The 22,874-nt window shown below is 47.6% G+C and carries 26 protein-coding genes; 6 read left to right on the top strand and 20 right to left on the bottom strand.

Annotated elements, in window-relative coordinates; all coding sequences use genetic code 11:
- Nucleotides 1-44 precede the first annotated feature (44 nt).
- From ABU165_RS21120 to fdhF, 9 genes are all read right to left on the bottom strand, one after another.
- Complete coding sequence (locus ABU165_RS21120) at nt 45-608, bottom strand: hypothetical protein (RefSeq protein ID WP_101549542.1); 564 nt, start codon at nt 606-608, stop codon at nt 45-47.
- Nucleotides 609-725: 117 nt separating this feature from the next.
- On the bottom strand, nt 726-1,304 hold the full coding sequence (locus tag ABU165_RS21115; protein WP_101549541.1) for a GNAT family N-acetyltransferase: 579 nt from the start codon (nt 1,302-1,304) through the stop codon (nt 726-728).
- 31 nt (nt 1,305-1,335) lie between these two features.
- Nucleotides 1,336-1,908 carry a GNAT family N-acetyltransferase gene (locus tag ABU165_RS21110; protein WP_009793131.1) on the bottom strand — a complete coding sequence of 191 codons (573 nt, stop codon included), beginning with the start codon at nt 1,906-1,908 and terminating at the stop codon, nt 1,336-1,338.
- 126 nt (nt 1,909-2,034) lie between these two features.
- A complete protein-coding gene (locus tag ABU165_RS21105; RefSeq protein ID WP_101549539.1) occupies nt 2,035-2,679 on the bottom strand; it encodes an exonuclease domain-containing protein in 645 nt (214 codons plus the stop codon).
- A 177-nt stretch (nt 2,680-2,856) separates the two neighbouring features.
- On the bottom strand, nt 2,857-3,588 hold the full coding sequence (locus ABU165_RS21100) for an exonuclease domain-containing protein (protein WP_101549535.1): 732 nt from the start codon (nt 3,586-3,588) through the stop codon (nt 2,857-2,859).
- A complete protein-coding gene (locus ABU165_RS21095; protein ID WP_148948913.1) occupies nt 3,588-4,562 on the bottom strand; it encodes a putative nucleotidyltransferase substrate binding domain-containing protein in 975 nt (324 codons plus the stop codon). The genes ABU165_RS21100 and ABU165_RS21095 overlap by 1 nt, the downstream gene beginning before the upstream one ends.
- 57 nt (nt 4,563-4,619) lie before the next feature.
- Nucleotides 4,620-5,885: an ammonium transporter gene (locus ABU165_RS21090; RefSeq protein WP_022544367.1), complete on the bottom strand. Its 1,266-nt coding sequence runs from the start codon at nt 5,883-5,885 to the stop codon at nt 4,620-4,622.
- Between the two features lie 296 nt (nt 5,886-6,181).
- Nucleotides 6,182-6,721 (bottom strand): helical membrane plugin domain-containing protein, encoded by a 540-nt coding sequence (locus ABU165_RS21085; protein ID WP_318060789.1) that lies wholly within the window; start codon nt 6,719-6,721, stop codon nt 6,182-6,184.
- Entirely contained in the window at nt 6,714-9,701 is a 2,988-nt protein-coding gene (fdhF, locus tag ABU165_RS21080) for a formate dehydrogenase subunit alpha (RefSeq protein ID WP_483299089.1), read from the bottom strand. The genes ABU165_RS21085 and fdhF overlap by 8 nt, the downstream gene beginning before the upstream one ends.
- 187 nt (nt 9,702-9,888) lie before the next feature.
- Between fdhF and liaG the strand changes: the two genes are divergently transcribed.
- Entirely contained in the window at nt 9,889-10,737 is an 849-nt protein-coding gene (gene liaG, locus ABU165_RS21075) for a LiaG family protein (protein WP_101549533.1), read from the top strand.
- An 18-nt stretch (nt 10,738-10,755) separates the two neighbouring features.
- Here liaG and ABU165_RS21070 read toward each other — a convergent pair whose 3' ends face one another.
- Nucleotides 10,756-11,556, bottom strand: coding sequence for an aminoglycoside adenylyltransferase domain-containing protein (locus ABU165_RS21070; protein ID WP_101549532.1), 801 nt, complete (start codon nt 11,554-11,556; stop codon nt 10,756-10,758).
- 181 nt (nt 11,557-11,737) lie between these two features.
- Between ABU165_RS21070 and ABU165_RS21065 the strand changes: the two genes are divergently transcribed.
- Nucleotides 11,738-12,436 carry a C39 family peptidase gene (locus ABU165_RS21065; RefSeq protein WP_022544370.1) on the top strand — a complete coding sequence of 233 codons (699 nt, stop codon included), beginning with the start codon at nt 11,738-11,740 and terminating at the stop codon, nt 12,434-12,436.
- Between the two features lie 280 nt (nt 12,437-12,716).
- Here the strand turns inward: ABU165_RS21065 and hxlR are convergent, their stop codons facing one another.
- The gene (gene hxlR / locus ABU165_RS21060; RefSeq protein ID WP_009793120.1) at nt 12,717-13,082 is read right to left on the bottom strand and encodes a transcriptional activator HxlR; all 366 of its coding nucleotides are present in this window, start codon (nt 13,080-13,082) and stop codon (nt 12,717-12,719) included.
- 165 nt (nt 13,083-13,247) lie between these two features.
- On the opposite strand from hxlR, the gene hxlA reads away from it, so the two are divergent.
- From hxlA to ABU165_RS21045, 3 genes are read left to right on the top strand one after another with little or no spacing between them, the layout of a single operon-like run.
- The gene (gene hxlA / locus ABU165_RS21055; RefSeq protein WP_009793119.1) at nt 13,248-13,880 is read left to right on the top strand and encodes a 3-hexulose-6-phosphate synthase; all 633 of its coding nucleotides are present in this window, start codon (nt 13,248-13,250) and stop codon (nt 13,878-13,880) included.
- A 4-nt stretch (nt 13,881-13,884) separates the two neighbouring features.
- Complete coding sequence (gene hxlB, locus ABU165_RS21050; protein WP_094768575.1) at nt 13,885-14,442, top strand: 6-phospho-3-hexuloisomerase; 558 nt, start codon at nt 13,885-13,887, stop codon at nt 14,440-14,442.
- Nucleotides 14,443-14,469: 27 nt separating this feature from the next.
- Complete coding sequence (locus ABU165_RS21045; protein WP_318060790.1) at nt 14,470-15,186, top strand: 3-ketoacyl-ACP reductase; 717 nt, start codon at nt 14,470-14,472, stop codon at nt 15,184-15,186.
- 38 nt (nt 15,187-15,224) lie between these two features.
- Here ABU165_RS21045 and ABU165_RS21040 read toward each other — a convergent pair whose 3' ends face one another.
- The 8 genes from ABU165_RS21040 to ABU165_RS21005 all read right to left on the bottom strand — a co-directional run bounded on the left by ABU165_RS21040 (nt 15,225) and on the right by ABU165_RS21005 (nt 20,636).
- Nucleotides 15,225-16,292 carry a hypothetical protein gene (locus tag ABU165_RS21040; RefSeq protein WP_129613384.1) on the bottom strand — a complete coding sequence of 356 codons (1,068 nt, stop codon included), beginning with the start codon at nt 16,290-16,292 and terminating at the stop codon, nt 15,225-15,227.
- A 98-nt stretch (nt 16,293-16,390) separates the two neighbouring features.
- Nucleotides 16,391-17,167 (bottom strand): sulfite exporter TauE/SafE family protein, encoded by a 777-nt coding sequence (locus tag ABU165_RS21035; RefSeq protein ID WP_318060792.1) that lies wholly within the window; start codon nt 17,165-17,167, stop codon nt 16,391-16,393.
- A gap of 276 nt (nt 17,168-17,443) precedes the next feature.
- Entirely contained in the window at nt 17,444-18,571 is a 1,128-nt protein-coding gene (locus ABU165_RS21030; protein WP_318060793.1) for an MBL fold metallo-hydrolase, read from the bottom strand.
- 39 nt (nt 18,572-18,610) lie between these two features.
- On the bottom strand, nt 18,611-19,186 hold the full coding sequence (locus ABU165_RS21025; RefSeq protein WP_224949720.1) for a sulfurtransferase TusA family protein: 576 nt from the start codon (nt 19,184-19,186) through the stop codon (nt 18,611-18,613).
- 38 nt (nt 19,187-19,224) lie between these two features.
- The gene (locus tag ABU165_RS21020; protein ID WP_318060794.1) at nt 19,225-19,518 is read right to left on the bottom strand and encodes a rhodanese-like domain-containing protein; all 294 of its coding nucleotides are present in this window, start codon (nt 19,516-19,518) and stop codon (nt 19,225-19,227) included.
- Between the two features lie 12 nt (nt 19,519-19,530).
- Nucleotides 19,531-20,010 (bottom strand): DsrE/DsrF/DrsH-like family protein, encoded by a 480-nt coding sequence (locus ABU165_RS21015; RefSeq protein ID WP_009793111.1) that lies wholly within the window; start codon nt 20,008-20,010, stop codon nt 19,531-19,533.
- Between the two features lie 53 nt (nt 20,011-20,063).
- On the bottom strand, nt 20,064-20,291 hold the full coding sequence (locus tag ABU165_RS21010; RefSeq protein ID WP_009793110.1) for a sulfurtransferase TusA family protein: 228 nt from the start codon (nt 20,289-20,291) through the stop codon (nt 20,064-20,066).
- An 81-nt stretch (nt 20,292-20,372) separates the two neighbouring features.
- Entirely contained in the window at nt 20,373-20,636 is a 264-nt protein-coding gene (locus ABU165_RS21005; RefSeq protein WP_009793109.1) for a metal-sensitive transcriptional regulator, read from the bottom strand.
- 331 nt (nt 20,637-20,967) lie between these two features.
- Here ABU165_RS21005 and ABU165_RS21000 point away from each other — a divergent pair, with 331 nt between their 5' ends.
- A complete protein-coding gene (locus tag ABU165_RS21000) occupies nt 20,968-22,158 on the top strand; it encodes a cation:proton antiporter (protein WP_318060795.1) in 1,191 nt (396 codons plus the stop codon).
- A gap of 45 nt (nt 22,159-22,203) precedes the next feature.
- On the opposite strand, the gene ABU165_RS20995 is transcribed toward ABU165_RS21000, so the two are convergent.
- Nucleotides 22,204-22,791: a sterol desaturase family protein gene (locus ABU165_RS20995; RefSeq protein WP_156917063.1), complete on the bottom strand. Its 588-nt coding sequence runs from the start codon at nt 22,789-22,791 to the stop codon at nt 22,204-22,206.
- Nucleotides 22,792-22,874 lie beyond the last annotated feature (83 nt).

Below are 22,874 nucleotides of genomic sequence, written 5' to 3'. Positions count from 1 at the left end.
CTCAGCCCCGACAAGAAGCCAGCCTGTACAAGGCTGGCTTCCTGTCATGCAATGGAAGCATCCAGCCTTGGACGGGCTGAGTCGGCCTGCAGATAATCAGACAGACTCCCTTTGTATACAAGATGGAGCGAAAAGACTTTCTCCAGTTCATGCGGCTTAAGCAGTGAAACAGGCTTTTCCACCCGGCATCCGTTGGTTTCCTTGAGGATGGTCCCGACGAATTCAGAGCAGAAGAAGGCATTGGATCTGTTATATTCCCAGTTGAACAGCACGGCGAACAAGCCGAGCAGATTATATTTATAATGATGCCTGTTTTCTTCAAAAAATGCCGCCTGCTCCTGCATCCTGCCATATTCCTGCTCGCTCACCGTACAGGCATAAACCGCACAGCGGGCATTTGCAAACAAATTCGCGCGCACATCTTCTTTCACGAATCCCCCGGAAAACGGATTGGCAGGATTAATCCTCCCGAAGCTGTACACATCCAGCAGCCCTTCATCAAATGAGATGGATGCATGATTGAGTTCTTTTCCAGTAAAAATCCGGATCAGCTTTGTGAATAAAGTTCCCGTGTCGGTCAGCAGTACAAATACCTGGCGATGGCCCATTTCTTTTCCCTCCTGAAAAAAATGAAGGGAAATGCGCAGTGGCGACCGTGCTGCCCTTCTCCATAATCATACAGCCACAATGCTCCCTTAAAGAACGAACTCGGGTATTATTTGCTTCTAAGACCCTGGGCCTAGATGATGGGGATTAATGATGGAAAACATCAGCAGATCATCAAACTTTCCGCAGGTATATTCATAATTCCTCAGCAATCCTTCACGGATAAACCCGCATTTTCCGAAAAGGCGCTGGGACTGGAGGTTTGCCGGTTCAATCAGTGCCTGGATTCTCATCAGATTCAAATCCTCGAAGCCATACTGGATGATAGCCGTGATTGCCTCGGTGCCGATTCCCTGATTCCAACAGGCAGGATCCAATTCAAGACCTATATCTGCCCGGAAATGGGTGGAATTCATATTCAAAAATCCGCAGCTTCCAATCAGCCCTTGTCCGTCCTTTAACGAAATTCCCCAGCGGATACCCGTTCCTTCCTCAAGAATGCGTTCATACCAGCCAATTTCGGAGCGTGCATCATCCAAGTCAGCAAATGGCTCGATTCCATAGTATTTCGTTACTTCGGCATCAGAAAGATATCCGAGGATATCCTCTGCATCCTCCATTATCACTTTCCTAAGCAGAAGGCGGGCCGTTTTGATTTCCGGAAACGATCCCTTCAATTTTTCATTTATATTATTCATTGGACATACTTCCGTTTCTCATTTTTAGTATTTATTCTCCAGCTGCGGACCCAGCCAATTCAAAGACGGGATTAGCTTCCCACTCTTCACGCAAAATGCCCATCCTGATTGAATCATAATGGACGCCTTTGTAAATCCGGCATTTCCGCAGCCTGGCTTCCATCGTCATCCCCAGCTTTTCGCCGACCTTGACCATCCGCTCATTTCCTGACCAGGTGGTGTAGCCGGTCCGGGCAATCGGCTTTGTTTGGAAAAGGTGGCTGATCCAGAGTTTCAATGCCCTGGTCCCATAGCCGCCATTCCAATATTCCGGCGAATAAATGACGATTCCCATTTCCAGCCACAGAGATGGCTCATGCTCCCAGTAATAGCTGACCGTCCCTTCTATCTTGCCGTTGATTTCGATGGCCAGCATATCCTCCTGGTTGACTACCTGCTCCTTCCGCAACTCATATTCAGCAAACGTCAGTGATTTATGCTCAAAATAGGGAGCGTCCCACTTTTTCCACGCCGGATGCTCTTCCTTAAAAGCCAGCTCCCATAACCGGGGCAGATCTTCTTCGGTGATGGTCCGCAGAATAACTTCAGCGTCTTTCAGTAACATAGCTCTACCTCTTTGTGTTTATTTTTGTAATATTTCCATTATAACAATAAAACCTCTCTCAAAAAATGGAAACTTCATTATTTCCTCATAATAAAAAACCGCCTTATGGCGGTTTCGTTAAATAGATTAATTGAAGGGCGGATCAATGCTGCTGCCGGCGCTCCACGAATAGGTTTTCCCCGGTTTTTTCGCAGGCTGGTATTTTCTCATCGGCCCTTTTTCAAGCACCTCTTTTAAAAACAGGCCACCGTCCGGGTTCTGCTGCTTCATGAGCTCCATCAGATATGTAATATCGTCCATCGCCCTGTGAGTTTGATGGTCTGTAATATTGTGGGCGGAAAGAAGGGTCGCCAGTTTGCTGTTGGCAAAGCCATACTTTTTCCATTGTACACCCTTCATGGTGCAATACCATTTAAGGTCATTCACTTCAGGATACATCTGATACATGAAGCTTCTGTCAAATGATGCATTATGGGCAAATACAGAATCGGCTTTATTAAGGAAGGACTGGACTGACTCATCATGGAAAACCTGTCCCCTTACCATTTCAAACGGAATACCATGAATCCTGTAGGCACTGCTGTAATTTCTAAGGGCCCTGCTTGAAAGCGGCTCCCTAAGGAAAGACTCCTTTTCCTCAACCTGGAGGATTTCACCTGTAGCTCCATCATAAGAAAACAGAATAAATGCCAGTTCGATGATTTCGTCCCCGCCAGGAGCCAGGCCTGTTGTTTCTACATCGACCAGCAGTCCTTTTTTGTTTATATTCATTTTGATCACCTTTATATTTTTTTGCCTTCAAAAAGAAAGCTGGAATTTTTAACATTCTTATAGCTATTTCCTATTCTAGTATTTTCGCGGGAAAAATGACAGTTAAACCCCCTTTCTGGCTGAAAAAGGAAATTAATAAAAACAAAAGGTACGGCAGAGACCGCACCTTTAATGGGGCTATAATGAAGCAACCCTTTCATATACATCTTTCAGGGTCATACAACCCTTATCCCGGACCTTGCTTATATAACAGCACCATAGCTCGGCAGCCAGCCGGGCATCCTCCAAAGCATGGTGCCGCTCCATGACCGGAATGCCGTTGTGGCTGCACAGGTCCTCCAGCCTCTGCAGGTTAAGCTCCGGCTCGGCAATGCGGTACAGGAAAGAGGTATCTATAATTCTGTGCTTAAGAGGAGCCTTAAAATGCTTCCAGCTCGCATTCTGCAGGAAGCTCTTCTCATGCCGGGCATGATGCGCTATGATGGGCCGCGCTTCGCAGAATTTGAAGAAATCTATCAGCACTTCAGGCAGCGGGGGCGCCTCCTTAAGCTGGGAGCCCCTTAGGCCTGTAAGCTGTTCAATCTGAGGTGAGAGTGTTTTTTCATATCTGATCAGGGAATAAAACTTCTTATCCTCATTTATGGTTCCATTCTCTATCTTGACCGCCCCTATAGAAATAATCTCATCTCCCTGATCAGGAAAAAAACCAGTTGTTTCAATATCCATGACGATAGCTTCCATCCTGTCAAGCGGCACCGACAGCGCTTCCTCTGCCCGTATCTCTTTATGCAGTCTGCGCAGGAAGGCCTGCTGCTGGGAATTCTGCCCGCCCTGCATCCCCCCGAATACACCGGAATTCAGTTTCCCCGGCAGCCCTTTCATCATTTGAAACATGCTTTCAAAGCCCATTATTGGACACCCTTTTCAATCTTGGCCTGTACAAATTGGTGCAGCTTTTTTCCGCCCTTCAGGATATTGCGGAGCTCCGCCCGTTCTTCCCTTGGAAGGTTTCTTACATTCAAATAATGTGAAGCCTCATAAGAGCGGGCACTGGAGAAAATGGATTCCCTGCAGGCCAGCAGAAGGCGGAAATTGCGCTCTGCCTTTTCCAGCGCATCCTTATACTCTGCCTTTTCCGCAAGCCTGCTGATTCTTTCAAGGGTGGAGGTTTCAAAAAGCCCTTCCTTCATCGCCAATAGACGGATGCTGTTAACATAGGGAAGGAAAGCAGTCTGCTTCAAGTCTATGAAGCCCTCAAATTTTCCTTTTTCCTCAACAAGGATCTGGCCCAGGGGACCAACAGCCGGTTTTATATGCATGCTATTCTCTGCAAGCCTTTTTAAAAGTCTGGGACCTGCGATCATCTTAGTGTGCACATAAGATTTAAGCTCACTGATATACACTCCGCTTCCTTCCAGGGCCCTCGCATCATAAAAAATCTGCAGATACCGGATCGACTCCCAGCTCTCCTCCTCAATCCATCGCTCCAGCTGTTCTTTCCAGGCTTCCGCTGTTCTCCGCCATAAAGGGTTGCTGCTCATCACCTTGCCTTCACAATAGGGATATCCCGTTTCATTCAGGCCATATGACAGCTCTTGCCCCAGTTCCTGAAAGTACGCTGCTTCCTCTTCCCCCCCGGTAAAAACAATGCCGTGATCCTGGTCACTGATGACACCCTGCTCCAGCCTGCCTCCGCTGCCGGTCACAAACCAGACAAAATCCGATTCATCCGGCCCTTTTCTAACCTTTTGCACAGACTGCCTGAACACGTATTTCATCGCTTCATCATGGATTTCATTTATTTTGGATGTACTGGCGGCAGCCATGAAGATCCGGCTGTCCTTCCATTCCCTGATTTCTGCATATGACTGAAAATCCTGCAAATAAACGCACTCCCTTTATATGAAGAAAACATAAGGCCCCATGAAGAGGCCTTATGCTCATGAAGATAATTTATTATCTTTCGAAAGGAAAACCTCCGGGTATCCATAGCTGCCATGCTCACTGACATCAAGGCCCATAATTTCTTCTTCCTCAGATACACGCAAGCCATTCATAACCTTCTTTGCTATAAGCAGTATGACAAATGATACGGCAAAAGCATAGAGGGCAGATACAGCAACGCCCATGAATTGGACTCCCAGCTGTGTGAAGCCTCCTCCGTAGAATAATCCAGGCTGGCCGACTGTTGCCAATTCCGGAGTGGCAAAGAATCCGGTTGACAATGTGCCCCATACCCCTGCAGCTCCATGGACAGAAAGGGCGTATATCGGATCATCAATTCTCAGTTTCTCGAAGAATCGGACACTATAGAAAACGAGTATTCCCGCAACAAACCCAATGAGTACAGCTGCCCATGTGTCAACGAAGGCACAGGATGCTGTTATGGCAACAAGGCCGGCCAGGGCGCCATTCAGCATTGTCGTAATATCCGATTTGCCGAGAACCACCCATGAGATCAGGAGCGCTGCGACCGCCCCTGCACCTGCAGCAAGATTGGTATTCAGGGCAACAAATCCAAAGAAGGCTCCGTCAACAGAAACGGTGCTTCCTGCATTGAATCCGAACCAGCCAATCCAAAGGATTAAGACCCCAAGGGCAGTGAATACCTGGTTATGTCCGTAAATATTATTGGCAGAGCCATCTTTATTATATTTGCCGATTCTTGGTTTAAGAAGGAGGGTCGCTGCCAATGCCGCCATCGCCCCTGTCAGGTGAACGACAGTTGAGCCGGCAAAATCCTGCTTCCCATGTTCAGCCAGCCATCCCCCGCCCCAGATCCAATGGGCAACCACCGGATAGACAAGTGCTGAAAACAGAATCGTAAATATCAGATAGATTGAAAGTTTTGCCCTTTCTGCGAAGCCGCCGAGGGCAATCGTGATGGAGATTCCTGCAAAAGCAAGCTGGAAGAGGAAAAATACTGATGAGGAAAGACTCATTCCTTCAATTTCATATCCTGAATAAAAAAAGTGCGATAAACCTGTAAAGAAATTGCCGTTGTCGCCAAAAATAAATCCAAAGCCGACAGCCCAAAAAACGAGTGAGGCAAGCCCGAATGTAAAAATGGTCTTCCCCGCGATATGGCCGGCATTTTTCATTCGTGTAGACCCGGCCTCCAGCATAATGAATCCGCCAAGCATGAAGATGACCAGGACTGCACTAACCATGACCCATAAACTGTTCATCAAAAAAGTTGTATCCACTTTCTCTCCCCCTCAAATAATGTATGCTTATCATCTAACAAATTCATGTTAGATAATATAACATTAAGTTTCTTACCCTTATTTTATCTCTTTTCAAACAGGTGTCAATGAGTATTTTAAAGTTTCTGATAACTATATGTTAATTAAACTAACATGAAACCGCTATCTTCCTTGATATATATGGTTTTACTTTTTTGAGGAAAAAGTTAAAAGGGATTTACGGAAGGGGACCAGATTTAATGGCTGAACTGAGTTTCGCATAAAAAAAGAAGAGGGCAACTGCCCCCTCCTGATCATCACTCTTCTTGCTTCCTCTGCTCTTCGATTTGTTCCTGCGGAAGCTGGGTATTCCGCTCCAGCTCCTTCGTTTCCTGTCCCATCCCTTTCAGGAAGGTCAGCAGCAGGGTGACGGCCCTGTTGACTTCAGGATTCTTGAGAGATCTGGCCAGATCAAAAAAGCTTGTTTTTTCCTGAGTATCTCCTGCTTCCGCCACCCTGGCAATGCCTGAGTCGATTTTAAGCAGAAACGGCTCCAGCTGTTTGACATTGATCATGCCCAGTGTACCGCCCATCAGGAGCAAATTCTTCAATGTGTTCGAGGTTTCCGGCTTGTCAGCCGCCCTGACAAGGATGTCGAGGACTTTGTCTCCCTGGCCAAACAGTCCGCTGAGCAGGGAAAGCACCCCCCGGTCATGCATATTCCTCATGACCTTGAGCGACTCCAGGATGGCTTCTTTATTATCAATCAGGGCATCTTCCACTTCCATCAGATCTTTTTTACGCTTTTCTTCCTCGCTTAATGTCTTGCGCTGGATGTGCGTGATCGCTTTAGCCATGTTCTCGCTCCTTTTTCACAAGATCTCCCGGGAAAATATAATCCTTCCGTGCCCACTTTTTCTGGACCTGTACACCAATCTGCGGCTGCGGGTTTCCGTAGCGGTGGTTGATTCTAGGAAGCGGATCTTCGCCTTTGGCCTTCAGGATCTCCATTTTTGCCCGGATTTCTTTATAAGCCGGCGTATCTGTATCTTTATCTGCGTAGCTGCTTGTCAGCAGATTGATGGCAGCCTCTCCCCTGTCATTCATCGGAAGGTACACTTCCTTCCCTTTTACCCTGTCGGTGATATGGCATTGCACCTTCACATTCCCATAAGGAGATGAAAGCCTTACAAGCGTGCCGCTTTCCAGTCCGCGCTCTTCTGCAAGCTCCGGAGATACCTCCAGGAACACGCTTGGTGTCTTCTCGCTGATTCCTTTGGAACGGTACGTCATATTGCCTTCATGGAAATGCTCAAGAAGGCGCCCATTATTGATATGGAGATCATACTCTTCCGCAAACTCCAGCGGCTTCGTCCAATCGACCGGCACGAGCCTTGCCCTGCCATCTTCAAACGGGAACCTTTCTGTATATAAAAGCGGGGTATCCTGCCCATCCTCCGCCACCGGCCATTGCAGACTGTTATATCCTTCAAGCCTTTCATACGTCACACCGGAATATAAAGGCATCAGCCTGGAGGCTTCTTCCATGATTTCAGATGGATGCGTGTAGTTCCAGCCTGCTCCAAGGCGGTTGGCAATTTCCATGATGATCTGCCAGTCAGGCTTTGAGTCCCCAAGCGGTTCAAGAGCCTGGTACAGTCTTTGGATCCTGCGCTCGGTATTGGTGAATGTCCCTTCCTTTTCAAGGCTCGGACTTGCAGGAAGGACAACATCGGCGAACTCCGCCGTCTTGCTGAGGAAAATATCCTGGACCACGAAGAAATCAAGCTTCTCAAACGCAGCATGCACATGATTGATATTTGAATCAACGAGTCCCATATCTTCACCCTTCAGGTACATGGCCTTAAGGGTGCCGGCGTGAATGCCTTCCACCATTTCGTGGTTATTGAGCCCTGGCTCGCCCGGAAGCTCTGTTCCCCATGCCAGCTCATACTTCTTCCTGATCTCAGGATCGGCGACTTCCTGGTATCCCGGGAACATATTCGGCATGCTGCCGAAATCGCTCGCCCCCTGGACATTGTTATGTCCTCTAAGCGGGTAAGCCCCTGCACCCGGCTTTGCATAGTTGCCAGTGACAAGCAGAAGATTAGAGATGGCTGTACTGGCATCACTGCCGCCCATATGCTGGGTGATGCCCATCGCCCAGAGTGCGCAGACAGATTTTGCCCTGCCGATCATTTCTGCCATATCAATCAGCTGTTCCAGCGCAATGCCCGTCACTTCAGCCGCATACTCCATCGTGTACTTTTCCAGATTCTTCGTGAATTCATCCAGTCCGTTTACTTTTTCAGCAAGGAACTCTTCATCTGCCATGCCATTGTCAATAATATATTTGGCCACAGCTGACAGCCAGACAATATCAGTGCCTGCCTTAGGCTGCACGAACAGATCGGCCCTGTCGGCCATTTCATGCTTCCGCAGGTCTGCCACAATCAGTTTCTGGCCGCCAAGTTTATGCGACCTCTTCACCCTGGTGGACAGGACAGGATGGGATTCTGCTGTATTGGAACCTATAATAAGGACAAGATCTGACATTTGGATATCCCGGATGCTGCCTGCATCCCCGCCATAGCCGACCGTCCTGAACAGCCCGACGGTGGCAGGAGTCTGGCAGTATCTGGAGCAGTTATCGATGTTATTTGTTCCAATTACTGCACGGCCAAGCTTCTGCATCAGAAAAGACTCCTCATTTGTACATTTAGAGGAAGAAATGAAGCTCATGGCCTGTGCCCCATGTTCATTTTTAATTTCGGTGAAACGGCGGGCAATCAGGCTGATGGCTTCATCCCATTCCGCCTCCCTGAAGAATTCTCCTTCCCGGATCAACGGCTTTGTCAGGCGCTCTTTACTATTGACAAAATCCCAGCCGAACTTCCCTTTCACACACGTGGAAATTCCATTTGCCGGGGCTTCCGGCTGCGGATCCACCTTCAGGATTTCACGGCCCTTTGTCCAGACATCAAAGCTGCAGCCCACTCCGCAGTACGTGCAGACCGTTTTCGTTTTTTTAATCCGCTCATCGCGCATCGCGGCTTCCATATCTGAGATGGCAAGAATTGATCCGTAGCCTGTCTCGACATTTTTAGTGATTTCGATCATCGGCCGGAGCGTCTGCTTGGCAATACCGGTTAAATAGCCGGCTTCCCCTTCCATGCCTTTTTCCAGCATGGCATTGCACGGACAGACGGTTGAACAGTGTCCGCATGAAACACAAGAAGACTCATTGATTGGGACATCATTATCCCAGATGACCCTTGGTTTTTCACGTTCCCAGTCGATTGTCAGCGTCTCTGTCACCTGCACATCCTGGCATGCTTCGACACAGCGTCCGCAAAGGATGCACTGATCCGGATCATACCGGTAGAAAGGATGGGAATTATCTGCAGGATACGGTTTCTGTGCAAAAGGGACACTCTGATGGTTGATTTTCATTTCTTTGACTGTGTTATGTACTTCGCATCCGCCGTTATTATAGTCGCATACCGTGCAGTAAAGCTCATGATTAGTCAGGATGCGGTCCATCCCGATAACCTGTGCTTCCTTTACATCCGCCGATACCGTATCAATAATATCCCCGTCGTTCAGCCTGGTTGAGCATGACCTGACAAGCTCCCCATTCACACTGACGATGCAGGTATCACATGTTTCAATCGGCCCAAGGCTTGGATGGTAGCAGACATTCGGCACCTCCACCGATGAATTCTGCAAAAGCTGAAGGATGGTTGTTGCATCACCTGCCGCCACCTTTACTTCAGCACCATTTAGTTTTACTTGGTATGTATCAGGCAAATCACTCATCCTTTCTCTCTTAATCATTTTCCTGCTAACAATCTCTCTACCCTCCTTTTTCCAAAATAAACATCCGAGGAAAAGCGGTATCACTTGTATGTCTAAGGTCTTAGAAGAAAATCATGCGGAGGTGCATTAAAGGAGATTGGATCTTCCGGTAGAATACAAACAAGGACAATTTAATGCTAAATATAATATAGAAAGAGGTTCCCATATGAAAAAAATCATTCTGTTATTCCTGGTTATCACCGGTCTTTACCTGGCCTTTACAAGCTTCAGCCATTTCAGCTGGCTGGGCCTGGGCGCAAACGGAAAGGAAAAAGCTTCAGCCGAACGGGTAAGCCGGATTGAAGTAAATGTGTCAGGAGTAGAGACAACTATCATCCAGGAAGAAAGAGATACCGTTGAAGCCGTTCTGGATGGCAAGGGTGAAGTGAACGTGAAGAAAAACGGCAGGACAATAAAGGTCGATTATAAACGAAAATGGCCTCACTGGTTCGGCGGCTTTGAAAAGACAGAGCTCAGCATTTATATCCCTCAAGACTATGACAAAGATCTGGACATCAATCTCGGCTCCGGGGATTTTGATTTTGCCGGCAATGAACCGATAAAGCTGCGGGACGTCTCTCTGGATATGAGCTCAGGAGATGTTATGCTCGGAGACCTTCAAGTCCGGGAATTTGAGCTTAACGGCGCATCTGGAGAACTATTCATCTCTTCATTGAAAGCAGAAGAAGCAGACCTTGAAATCAGTTCAGGCAGCACCACCATTGACAGCTTAGAAGGAAAACTTGAGGCCGGCATCGCATCAGGAGAGCTCGGCATCAAAATGAAAAAGCTTGCGGCACCTATCGACCTCGAAGTCAGCTCAGGCGATGTACAGCTCGATTTGCCTGATAGTGCCAGCTTTACACTTGATGCCCATTACAGCAGCGGTGACATTCATGCAGATGTCCCCATGGACCAAAAAGAAGTGAAAGACAACCGCATAAGCGGCTTCAATAAGGAAGGCAAACATGAAATCAAAGTTGATGTTTCCAGCGGTGATGTCAGCATTTATTAATCTGGAAAGGGCCCCTCATTATGAAGGTAGGCCCTTCTTTTCTTTCAGGATGGACGAAGATAAATGATCCATCAGCTGAAGCGCATCCGTGATCATATCTAGTTCCGGTGCTTCCGGAGGTGTATTCCCCTTTCGGACAAGCAGAGCCAATTCAATCACTGAATGCCATTTATCCGGCATATTCATGAGCCCATATTTCCCTGCCCCTGCTTTGGAGGTGATCCCGTTCTCCCGAATGGTATAAAACTGCCGCAGCAGGCCCAGTATGCTCCACTCCAGCTCTTCATAAATCATCTCTGCCGGAAGCGCCATCATTCTTTTCGGGTCAGCTTTCATTGCCTCCGTTCTTTTCCGCCAGTACGACTGGCTGTTCTCCCTGATATATTCAGCCAGGTCCTCCTCCCGAACAGGGATAGAAAGATCTGAAATGTCTGGGCCCCTTAATCTGACTCCATGATCTTTTAAGATTCTCCACATGACCGGGTTAAAGGGCGCGCCCTCTTTAAATTCTCCGCCATTATAGATATAGCGGGATTCCGCTGCAAGACTGCCAAGGTCGTCCCATATGATATAGCAGCCATCCAGTTCTGGAGATTGATGCTTAACAGCAAGCTCTCCATGGACCCTGATAAGCCGATCTGCTTCCTCCTGACTTAAGACACCTTTTGTTACCGCAATAAAGTCAATATCGCTTTTGCCCGGCAGATAAGCTCCGAGCGCGGCAGAGCCATGGATATACAGGCCTTCCAGCCTGCCTGGCAGATAACGGTCGGCCAGTTCCATATACTCTTCCATTATCAAATAAAATCCATTTCCCAATCTGCTGCCTCCCCCCTGAGATTTTCTTATCACCTTCTACTATTCGAGCCGGAAAATAAAAAACCTTCTGTAAAAGAGAAATTACCTGCCAGTCCTTCACTAAGGCCCCGGCATGCTGCTTCAGGTTAATTCATCGGTAAAAAGGGAAAGGACAATAAAAACGCTAAAGGAGAGAAATTCTTTGAAAAAAGCAATGATAGCTGCAGTTATTGTGCTTGCCGGCTGTTCTGACAGCAGCGGTGCCGAAGAAGAAGCTGTCTCCAGGCCAGCAGAGGAGCAGACAGCCGAGCAGATGATGATCGATGCCCCGCATATTTCCCAGAAGCCTGAGCTGATGAGGGGCTGCGAAGTGACAACTCTTGCCATGCTGCTCCAGGATGCTGGTGTCTCTGTTGACAAAATGACCCTATCCGAGGAAATCAAGCGGGTGCCTTTCGAGGAAAACGGTGTCCGCGGCAACATCCATGAAGGATTCGTCGGCAATATGAAGACAATGGATGAGCCTGGCCTTGGCGTTTATCATGAACCGGTCGCCGAACTGGCAGAAAACTATCTGCCGGGGAAAATAAAAGACATGACAGGTGAAAGCTTTGACTCTGTACTGGCGCAGGTCGAAGATGGCCGCCCTGTCTGGGTCATCGTCACCAGCACCTTCGATAAACTTCCTGAAAGCGAATGGGAAACATGGGAGACCGAAAGCGGACCTGTCAAAGTCACCTACAGCATGCATTCAGTCCTTGTCACAGGATTTGATGAACAAAACCTCTATGTTAACGACCCTCTCGACAAAAAAAACCGCAAGCTCCCGCGGGAAGAGTTCATAGCCGGCTGGGAGCAGATTGGAAAGCAGGCCATTACTTATGAGAAAGCGGCAGATTAACAAACGAATCATTGGCATTCCAGCTTTATGATAACAGAAGGCAGAATTCGCTCTGCCTCTTTTTCCCATTTCTCCATGAGAGATGCCGCTGTATTCAGGAACCTTTCATGGGCACTATCTCTAGCCATCTGTCCCCCTGCAGGTTTTTCTTCCGGGCCATAAAGGGAATCTGCAAACAGCCGCTTATTTTTCTACTTCTGCTGCTAAAATCCAGCCGGCAGGACAACTTAATAAAGTAAAAAACAAAAAAGACTGCTTCGCATGAAGCAATCTTTTTTCGTCATTTTGCAGTCTGATCGGGATCCTGGCCAGAGTTTATGACGGTCTCCATATAATTTTTCCCCCAGCTGTACATGCTGTCCAGGATTGGCATGAGCGTCCTGCCCTGTTCAGTAAGGGAATATTCGACCTTTGGCGGCACGACAGGATAAACTTCGCGGTGGACGATGGCGTCCTCCTCCAGCTCGCGCAGCTGGTTGACGAGCATACGCTGGGTGATGCCCGGTATAAGGGCTTTGAGTTCGCCAAATCGTTTGGTGCCTTCTTTGCCCAGGTGCCATAAAATAATCATTTTCCACTTACCGCCAATCACGGAAAGAGTCAGTTCTTTTTCACAGTTAAAGGTCTTATCCAGCATGCGGGACATCCCAACCACCTCCGAAGCCTATTATAACTCATTAGTATACTTTTAGGCACTATGTAAAAATAAAGTGCGTACTTATAATTGAGAGTTGTTATCTCTATAATAACATTCATACTGTGATATTCAAAAACACAGTTCATCCCAGACAATTATGAAGGAGTGAAAGAAATGGAATTACAATTAGCATTAGACCTGGTAAACATTCCTGAAGCAATCGAGTTGGTGAAAGAAGTAGAGGAGCATATCGATGTCGTTGAAATCGGCACTCCTGTTGTTATAAATGAAGGCCTCAAAGCCGTCAAAGAAGTAAAAGAGGCATTCCCTAACCTGAAAGTGCTTGCCGACCTGAAGATCATGGATGCAGCAGGATATGAAGTCATGAAGGCATCTGAAGCTGGCGCAGACATCATCACGATCCTCGGCGCTGCTGAAGACGAGTCCATCAAAGGGGCCGTAGAAGAGGCGAAAAAGCAAGGCAAAAAAATCCTTGTTGATATGATTGCCGTCAAGGACCTCGAAGGGCGCGCAAAAGAACTGGACGAGCTTGGCGTTGACTATATTTGCGTACACACCGGCTATGACCTGCAAGCTGTGGGCCAGAACTCTTTTGAAGATCTAAAAACAATTAAAAGCGTTGTAAAGAATGCCAAAACAGCCATTGCAGGCGGAATCAAGCTTGAGACCCTTCCGGAAGTGGTCAAGGCTCAGCCGGATCTGGTCATCGTCGGCGGAGGCATCACCAGCCAGGACGATAAAAAAGCAGCTGCAAGCAAAATGCAGGAAATCATCAAGCAAGGGTAAGATGATGGATACTGCAGAATACGTGAAAAAGATTCTTAGCGAGCTGGAGCATGCAGCTGAAGCAATTGACCCAGGGCAGGCGGAAGCACTCGCAAGCCAGATACTCGAATCCGGAAAAGTGTTCACAGCAGGCGCCGGCAGGTCAGGCTTCATGGCAAAATCCTTTGCCATGAGGCTCATGCATATGGGGGTCGACGCCTATGTCATCGGCGAAACCGTCACGCCGGGCTTCGAGGAGAATGATCTGCTGATCATCGGGTCGGGCTCCGGAGAGACAAAGAGCCTCGTTTCCATGGCTGAAAAAGCCAGGTCGATCGGCGGCAAAATAGCAGCCGCTACGATAGTCCCTGACTCATCCATCGCCAGCCTTGCTGACATCATTGTCAAAATGCCTGGCGCGACAAAGGATCAGAACGAAGGCGGGCTTTCCACCATCCAGCCGATGGGATCACTGTTCGAGCAGTCCCTGCTCCTGCTTTATGATGCCATCATCCTCCGCGTGATGGAGAAAAAAGGCCTTGATTCAGCCAAAATGTTTGGCAGACATGCCAATTTGGAGTAGTATCATATCATTAAAAGGAGTGATCTTATGCAAAGCCTAAAAGGAAAAACAGCTTTAATCACAGGCGCCGGCCGCGGAATCGGCCGTGCAGCGGCAATTGCTTTCGCTAAGGAAGGCATTTCTGTCGGACTGCTCGGAAGGACTCTTTCCAATCTTGAAAAAGCAGCCGATGAGCTGAAAGAGTTTGACGTAAAAGTCTCTATTGCAGCTGCCGATGTCCAGGACAGCGAGTCCGTCAACAAAGCCGTTGAAAAGATAACGTCTGAGCTTGGCCAGATCGATATTCTGATCAACAATGCTGGCATCGCTAAATTCGGCGGCTTCCTGGAGCTTTCCCCGCAGGAGTGGGAAGACATCATTCAGGTAAACCTGATGGGCGTCTACCATGTCACACGTGCAGTCCTGCCTGGAATGATTGAAAGAAAATCCGGCGATATCATCAATATCTCATCAACTGCCGGCCAAAAAGGTGCTCCTGTGACAAGCGCCTACAGTGCTTCCAAGTTTGCCGTCCTCGGCCTGACAGAATCACTGATGCTTGAGGTCAGAAAGCATAATATCCGGGTCAGTGCCCTGACGCCGAGCACTGTGGCGACAGATCTTGCAATTGAAACAAACCTGACTGACGGAAATCCTGAAAAAGTCATGCAGCCTGAAGATTTGGCTGAATACATGGTTGCCCAGCTGAAGCTGAACCCGCGCATCTTTATTAAAAATGCCGGAATGTGGTCGACCAATCCATAAGAATCTTAAGAAGCAGACCGCACCGGTCTGCTTCTTTTCTATCTCTCCTTAGTCAGCTCAACCCTTCCGACTGTAAAATAAAATGGGGACGGGAATGGCGGGCGCCTCTTCTTTCTTAAACAGTCCAGGGCGATGTTCATCCAGTTTCTTTCCCTGTGCAGCCCTGTAAAAAATACATAGAGGGTATTCCGGTCAGCTTCCGACTCCCCATAGTGGCCTGAGGGGCTGCCAATGCCGTGCTTGTACCAGTCCTCCCCCTCCTCTGCATCCAGGATACAATAAGGATCAGATGACCAGCCGCTGCGCTTTCCGTCCGGCTCAGTTCCCTGCAAAAGCCACAGGCCCTGTTTGGGAAACGGCTTTCGCCCATATAAATTGGTGCTGCGGCATACCAGCATTTCAAACCCTTCCGGTGCTGAAGGGTGAACTGATGCATCATAATAGTTTTCATCCTCTCCAAACAAAGGGAAAGGGCTGCTCCAGCCTGTCAATCCATTGTCACTTTCTGTGTACATGATTGTATAATGCGGATAGCCCTTTTTCCCTGTCTCCCGTCTTGTGGTTACATACCACATCCTCCACTTTCCATCCATGAATCCTGCCTTAGGCTCGAGCACATTCGGGCTGCTGCTCGTCCCCTTAATTACCGGGAAGGGTATCCTCCTCCAGCCGCCGGCTGTCCTTTCAATAGCCCCGATAGAGTATGGAGCATCATTGTCGAGGACCTTTTTGGAGGCTCTTCCGGTATAATAAATCAATTCTTTTGTTTCACCATTTTTTCCTTTTCCCTTCACATAGCAGGGAGTATGAAAGCCGAAGTAATCCCAGCTCCCTTTCTCGGAATTCTCAATAAGAGGCTTTGCCTTTTTCGGGTTCTGATTATCCATGGAAAGCTTCCAATTATTGCTGCTGAGCGGTTCCCCATGCGGGAGCGAGGCGGTGAATAGGTTGTTTTTGAAATTTGTCTGAAAGCCGCCGATAAACATCTGCCACCGGCCATCCACTTTTTCTACATGCGGATCCCCAAATCCAAGAACATTGGTGATTTCGCCATATCTCTCAATCTGGTCAAATAGCTTGACCGGCTTTTTCACAATATATTTCATATAGAAGTCACCCCGCTTTTCATCTATGCTATCGTTAATTTATGCTATATATCTTTTCACATACAAAAAAACCGCCCCTCTTGAGGGGCAGCATCCTGTTATAAAATATCCATCCAGGTCTTAATAGCTGTAGCGAAGATCAGGACAGCCAGGATCACTTGCAGCAATTTCGTATTGGCTTTTTTCCCTGCCTTCGCCCCAAGAGGAGAGGCCAGCAGGCTTGCCGCAACCATGATCAGGGCTGGAAGATACTCCACCTGTCCGGTCGAAATCTTAGCCGCTGTTGCACCAATGGAAGAAATAAATGTGATGGCGAGGGAAGATGCTATCGTCATCCTTGTTGGTATTTTCAGGACAGCAAGCATAATCGGAACAAGCAGGAAGGCTCCGCCGGCGCCGACGATTCCTGCACCGATGCCGACGATGAAGGCAAGTGAAGCAGCAAGCCATTTATTAAAAACGACCTCATCGAGCGGAACATCATCAATCCTCTTCTTCGGAATGAACATCATGACCGCCGCAATCAAGGCAAGTATGCCGTACACAAGGCTGATGCCTGCTTCAGGCAGGAATTTTGAACCGAATCCGCCGATCATGCTTCCGGCAAGGATACTGATGCCCATATAAAGGATCAGGGACTTATTTAAAAACCCTCCTTTACGATAGGCCCATACACCGCCGATTGTCGCAAATAGCACCTGGACCGCACTGATGCCGGTAACTTCATGCGCAGTGAATGAAGCCAAACCCAAAAGAGCCGGTATATACAGCAGCATAGGAAAATTGATGATCGCACCGCCTATGCCGAGCAGCCCGGAAATAAACGATCCAGCAAAGCCAAGCAGGAAAATGACGATGATTAATTCAATGCTCATGGTTCTCAACCTCCCTTTTCAGGAAAAAGCCTGCCGGCTGTAAAAATTCAAACGGCAGGCTTTTTCCTCATAAAAAAACAGCAATTTTCACTTAGATTACTGTCTAGCAGCTGCGCTCCCTCGAGGTCACAAGTCAATCCTCCCAAAAAGGAAAAGAACGCCTTTCTGGGAGAATCGCCTTGAGGCCCCCAGGATGGGGGTCATGCAGACGTTGCCACAGGACGTGGCGTTCTTAGTCTGCGTTCCTTTAGTAGCAAGGCGCTTGCGCTTTTCTAATTACCTGACAGCACAGCGGTTTGGACCTATTTCCATTTCACGCTGCTCTTCTTCATCAGGAGTGATTCTGCCCATATTGGTTTTGCGGATTTCCTGATAGGCATTCGGCTGCGGCGGGAGGTTTTCGGTGACCAGCCTGCGGAATTCTGCCTCATCGCTGATGTTCAGGCCATGATTTTCTGCAAATAAGGTGCCCAGCTTCTTAGAAACAGAACCATCATCATTCATTTCATCAATGATCATGAAATGGGCCGGCAGAACGAGCAGCTCTTCAGACAGATCGCGGTATCGCTTATACAGTGTCTCACGCAGATCCCCTACCCAGTCGTCTGCCAGGCCGGCCAGATCAGGACGGCCAATGCTGTCGATGAATAAAATATCGCCAGAAAGCAAGTATTGTCCATCAATCACGAAAGATGTTGATCCAATCGTATGGCCAGGAGAGTACAATGCATGGATATCAATAGCAGTGGTGCCGATTTTCACTGTTCTTCCATCTTCAAGGCTGCTGTAATCGAAAGTGACTTCGCCGGCATCCTTTGGCGGCAGCCAGTAGCTAGCGCCAGTCTGCTCAGCAAGCATTCTTCCTCCGGAAATATGGTCGGCATGAAGATGTGTGTCAAACACATGCTTGATCGCTGCGCCTTTTTCGTCAGCAAACCCTCTGTATGCTTCCGTCATTCGGGCTGCATCAATAATGGCCGCTTCCCCGCCGGAAATCGCCATATAAGAAAGACAGCCTTTCCCCAGGCGCACAAATTGGTACAGCTCTCCGCCGTCCTTCAGGTCCCCAACTTTGACCGGTTCAAGATGCTCGCTCCATGCCTTCATTCCGCCCTGCAGATAAGATACATCCAGCCCTTCATCAGAAAGCATCTCAGCTACCATTACAGATGAACCTTCCTTGGCACAGACAACCAGGATATCTTTATCTGCCGGCAGCTTTTCCATAATCTCCCCCACGCCGTCCAAAAGATCGAAATAAGGAATATTCAAATACTGAAATTGGTCTCCTTCCATTTTCCAATCCGCGAATGCATCATGATTTCGGACATCAAGAATGAACATTTTTTCTTTTTGAATTACTTTTTGCGCAGCTTCTTCAGCAGTCATTGCTTTTACAGTCAACCTAATTACCCCCTACCGTATATTTTGATGTAAAATTTTTTATTGATTCATACTGGCTGATGGTCCGTTCCACTGGCTCATGCCAGGGATCACATTTTTAACATCCTTGAAGCCTTTGGCATCAAGCATCCTTGCAGCAAGATCGCTTCTGCTGCCTGTCCGGCAGACTACATAGACCGGCGCTTCCCCGTCCAATTCTCCAGCGCGCTCCTCCAGCTCTCCTAATGGGATGGAGACAGCGCCCGGAATGTGGTGGAAAGCAAATTCTGCAGATTCCCGTACATCCAGCACAATGATATCGCCGTCTTCTCCCACAAGCTTCTCAAGATCTTCATTGCTGACAACATGAGGATGCTTTTTCTCCTGCACCTCTTCGCCGCTTGCTTTGCGCAGATAATGCTTAAGCACGCCTTCCTCTTCAACAGTTCCAAGATACTGATGGCCGGCACTTTCAGCCCAAGCCTTCAAATCTGCTTTTGAACCTTTATCAGTAGCCAGCACCTCCAGTACTTCGCCTGCATTCATGCCCGTAATCATTTTTTTCGTTTTGACAATTGGCATAGGGCATGCAAGCCCTTTTGCGTCAAGAGTGGAATCTGTTTTAATCTGTGTCATCTTTAAACCTCCCAGGGTATATGATTTCCTAAAAAAAATTACTCCGTGCTCCCTTCCCAGGCAAGCATTCCGCCTTCCATATTAACAACCTTGAAGCCATGGGATTCAAGCAGCTGGCACGCCCTTCCGCTGCGGCCTCCTGACCGGCATACAAGGACATATTCTTTATTTTTATCAAGCTCATGCATCCTGAATTCAAGGAGTCCAAGCGGGATATTCACACTATCAGGAATACGGCCCTCTTTTACCTCATCCACTTCCCGGACATCCACAATATTAAGCATCCCTTTTTCCAGCTTGCTTTCTACTTCTTTAGCTGACCATTTCTCCATTGTGTTGCCCTCCTATATAAACAGATTTACATTGCCGTCTTCGGCATCACCAAGATAAGCTGCAACACCAGCATATTCAATATTGTCAAGCAGCTCCTCCTGCTGCAGTCCGAGCAAATCCATCGTCATCGTACAGGCAACCAGTTTTACATCCTGTTCCTGAGCCATCTCGATCAGCTGCGGCAGCGGGAGTGCATTATGCTTTTTCATTACGCCTTTGATCATCTTAGGGCCAAGGCCAGCGAAGTGCATCTTTGAAAGCCCCATTTTATCGGCTCCCCTTGGCATCATCCTGCCGAACATCTTTTCCATGAATCCTTTTTTCACCATAGTATTCTCATCTTTCCGAAGAGCATTCAATCCCCAGAAGGTATGGAAAATGGTAACTTCGTGATCATACGCTGCAGCACCGTTCGCAATAATATAGGCTGCCATTGCTTTATCATAATCTCCGCTAAAAAGGACAATCGTTGTTCTTTTCTTTTCTGACATTCTAATCCCCCTCATCTAATATACTGTATTGGGTATATAACCCTGCAAAAAAATCAGCCTTTTTTAATGTAAAAAGTAAATACGCCTGCTTCTTCCTTCATATCGATCAGTTCATGGCCTGTTGATGAAGCCCATGCTGTCAGATCGCTCTTCGCTCCCTTGTCAGTTGCCAGGACCTCTAATATCTGTCCTGATTCAAGCTCACCGATTGCCTTCTTTGTTTTAACGATCGGCATTGGGCAAGCCAAACCTTTTGCATCTAATACTTTATTGCTGTTCATGAAAAATTCCTCCTTGGATAATTGTTTTATTTTAATACCTAGTGGGGTATATAATATTTCAAAATAAAAAGGATGTCAACCCTATCTGCTTCTCACAAGCAGATTGACTGCTTCCTTTATCATCTCTTCCGGCTCCAAAGTGCCATCTTCATCGGCATCTTTCATGCATTCCACAAGATTTGTGCTCACGATTACGCCGATTGCCCGGTCAATTGCCGACCTTGCAGCAGACAGCTGGGTAATGACATCCTTGCAATCTGCATCTTCTTCAATCATGCGCATAACACCGCGCATCTGCCCTTCGACCCGCTTGATCCGGTTCTTCGTTCCATTATTATATTCCAAAGGATGCCCCCTCCATTCTTTTGTGAACGCCGCTTTGTTCGGCGGCTATGAACCAATAATATACCCTAATAGGTATTTTGTCAACACTCCAAATCTGAATTTCTGTAATACTGCATAGCAGGCGCTTTAATACCGGTGATAAGGCTTAAGATTGGACGGGAAGTCTGTAATCCTGCCAGCCTTCTTTGCGCTGCAAACTCCCCTGCCTTTTTTTTATCAGCACTGGCATTCATCCTTCCAGCCCGGCTGATCCTGATACCCCCTCGGCTATAAGTTTCTATCTGCTGGCAAAAGGGTAATTTTTCTATAAAATGCGAAAGGGGGAAAGAGCATGGAGCCGATAAAAATAATACTGCTGCTTTTGGCGGGCTATATTGTTTTGACCATTGATAAAAAGAAAAAGCTGTTCCCAGGTCCGCCTGTATTGGTGCTGATAGGGATCGGCCTGTCTTTTATAGGCTATTTTGCATCGCTTCATATCGGAAAGGAAATTTTGTACGATATTTTCCTGCCTTCATTATTATTCATTTCAGCATATCGCTTTCCTCCAGCCGCCCTGAAGAAAAATGCAGGCATGATTGGTTTCCTGAGTACAGCAGGCCTTTTGATCACGGCTCTGCTCCTTGGGGCTGCCATTTATTATTTTGCCAATCTTTTCGTTAGCATCAGCTTCCTGGGAAGCCTGATGATTGCGGCCATTCTTACACCGACCGATCCGGTTTCCGTCATATCCATCCTAAAGGAGGCATCCTCCGACCCGAGGGTAAGCGAAATCGTGGAAGGTGAGTCCATGATCAATGATGGGACAAGCTTTGTACTGTTCACTGTACTGACAGGGATGTTTGCCAGAGGAGAATCCTTTTCGGTTCTTTCGTTTGCAAAAGACTTTCTCTTTGTATCCCTTGGGGGTATTTTTCTTGGACTAATATGCGGCTGGATCGTCAGCAAGGCCGTCCATGTGACCGAGCGGAAAGATTATCAGGTGATGCTCAGCATCATTCTTTCGTACGGAATCTTCTATGCAGCCGAGCTTGCAGGCGTTTCGGGTGTCCTGGCAACGGTTTCTGCCGGCATCATGCTGTCATGGGAGTTCACTCACACAAATAAGGAAGACCATTACCTGGAGTCGCTCGACAGCTTCTGGGGAATAATTGAGCCAACCATCATATCCCTCGTCTTTCTTATGATCGGAATTGAAGCAACCAGCCATCTGGCCATTGATCAATGGGGCATTGCCTTTATCATTTTTGCTATGAGCATTCTGATCCGCTTCGCTGTCATCCATGGAACCGTCCTAGCCCTGCCAAAAGAAAGGAAGCTGTTCGGCTGGCGGGAATCGTCCATCATATCATGGGCCGGCATTAAAGGGACCATGTCGGTCGTTCTGCTGCTGATCCTCGATGCAGCACAAACCACCAGGGCGGATATGATCATCTCGCTGACCTTTACAGCGGTCATCTTATCTTTAATTATTCAGAGCTCAACCATTTATCCCCTTTCCAAAGTGCTTATAAAAAAATGAAAAAGCTGCCATGATGCAGCTTTTTCCCTTGATGAGCATATTTCTTCAGGATGAAAGCTTCTTTTCCCTGCTCCTGCCCTCCAGATCCTTCACCGTTTTGCTTGTTTCCACTTCCTTCTCATCCTTTAACGTCCCAAACAGAGCATCGACAAAAGGGGTTGAGACACCATACCAGTAGTTTTCATTTTTAAAATGGTGAAGGATATGCGTCTTTTTCAGCCATATTCCAAATTTGGATTTCGGTTTGATCGGGCGGTGTGCTACATAATGCTTCCATTCATAGATCAGCAGCATGAGCACGAGGCCGAGGCTGAATGATACCGTATCAGGCAGCGAACCAGTAAGGAAGAAAAAGATGAGGGCAAGGACCGATAAGTTCGGCAGGCTGTACCAGACCGGCAGAAACAGCAGCTTTAAATCATTGGGATATTTGTGGTGGTCATAGTGAATGCGCTTTAAAAATGTCAGAAACAAAGCATTCTTTGGCGGATTAAGATGGAACAGGAAGCGGTGTGTGAGATATTCACTGAACATAAATGTAAGCATTCCCCCTGCTGTAAAAGCAAGGAGCTGCCAGCCAGCACCGAGTACTGCTATATACCAAATGAGCCCGGCTGCAAAGAGGCCTGACATGATGATGATATCAGGATGGAAAAAGAAATCCTTATAAATGCCTTTGCTTTTCAATTGCTTCACACTCCTGTCTAATATGTCCA

The sequence above is a fragment of the Cytobacillus sp. T106 genome (genome assembly GCF_040492155.1).
GTDB classification, from domain to species: Bacteria; Bacillota; Bacilli; order Bacillales; family Cytobacillaceae; genus Bacillus_AB; species Bacillus_AB infantis.
This window is presented reverse-complemented; position numbering and strand designations above follow the sequence as displayed.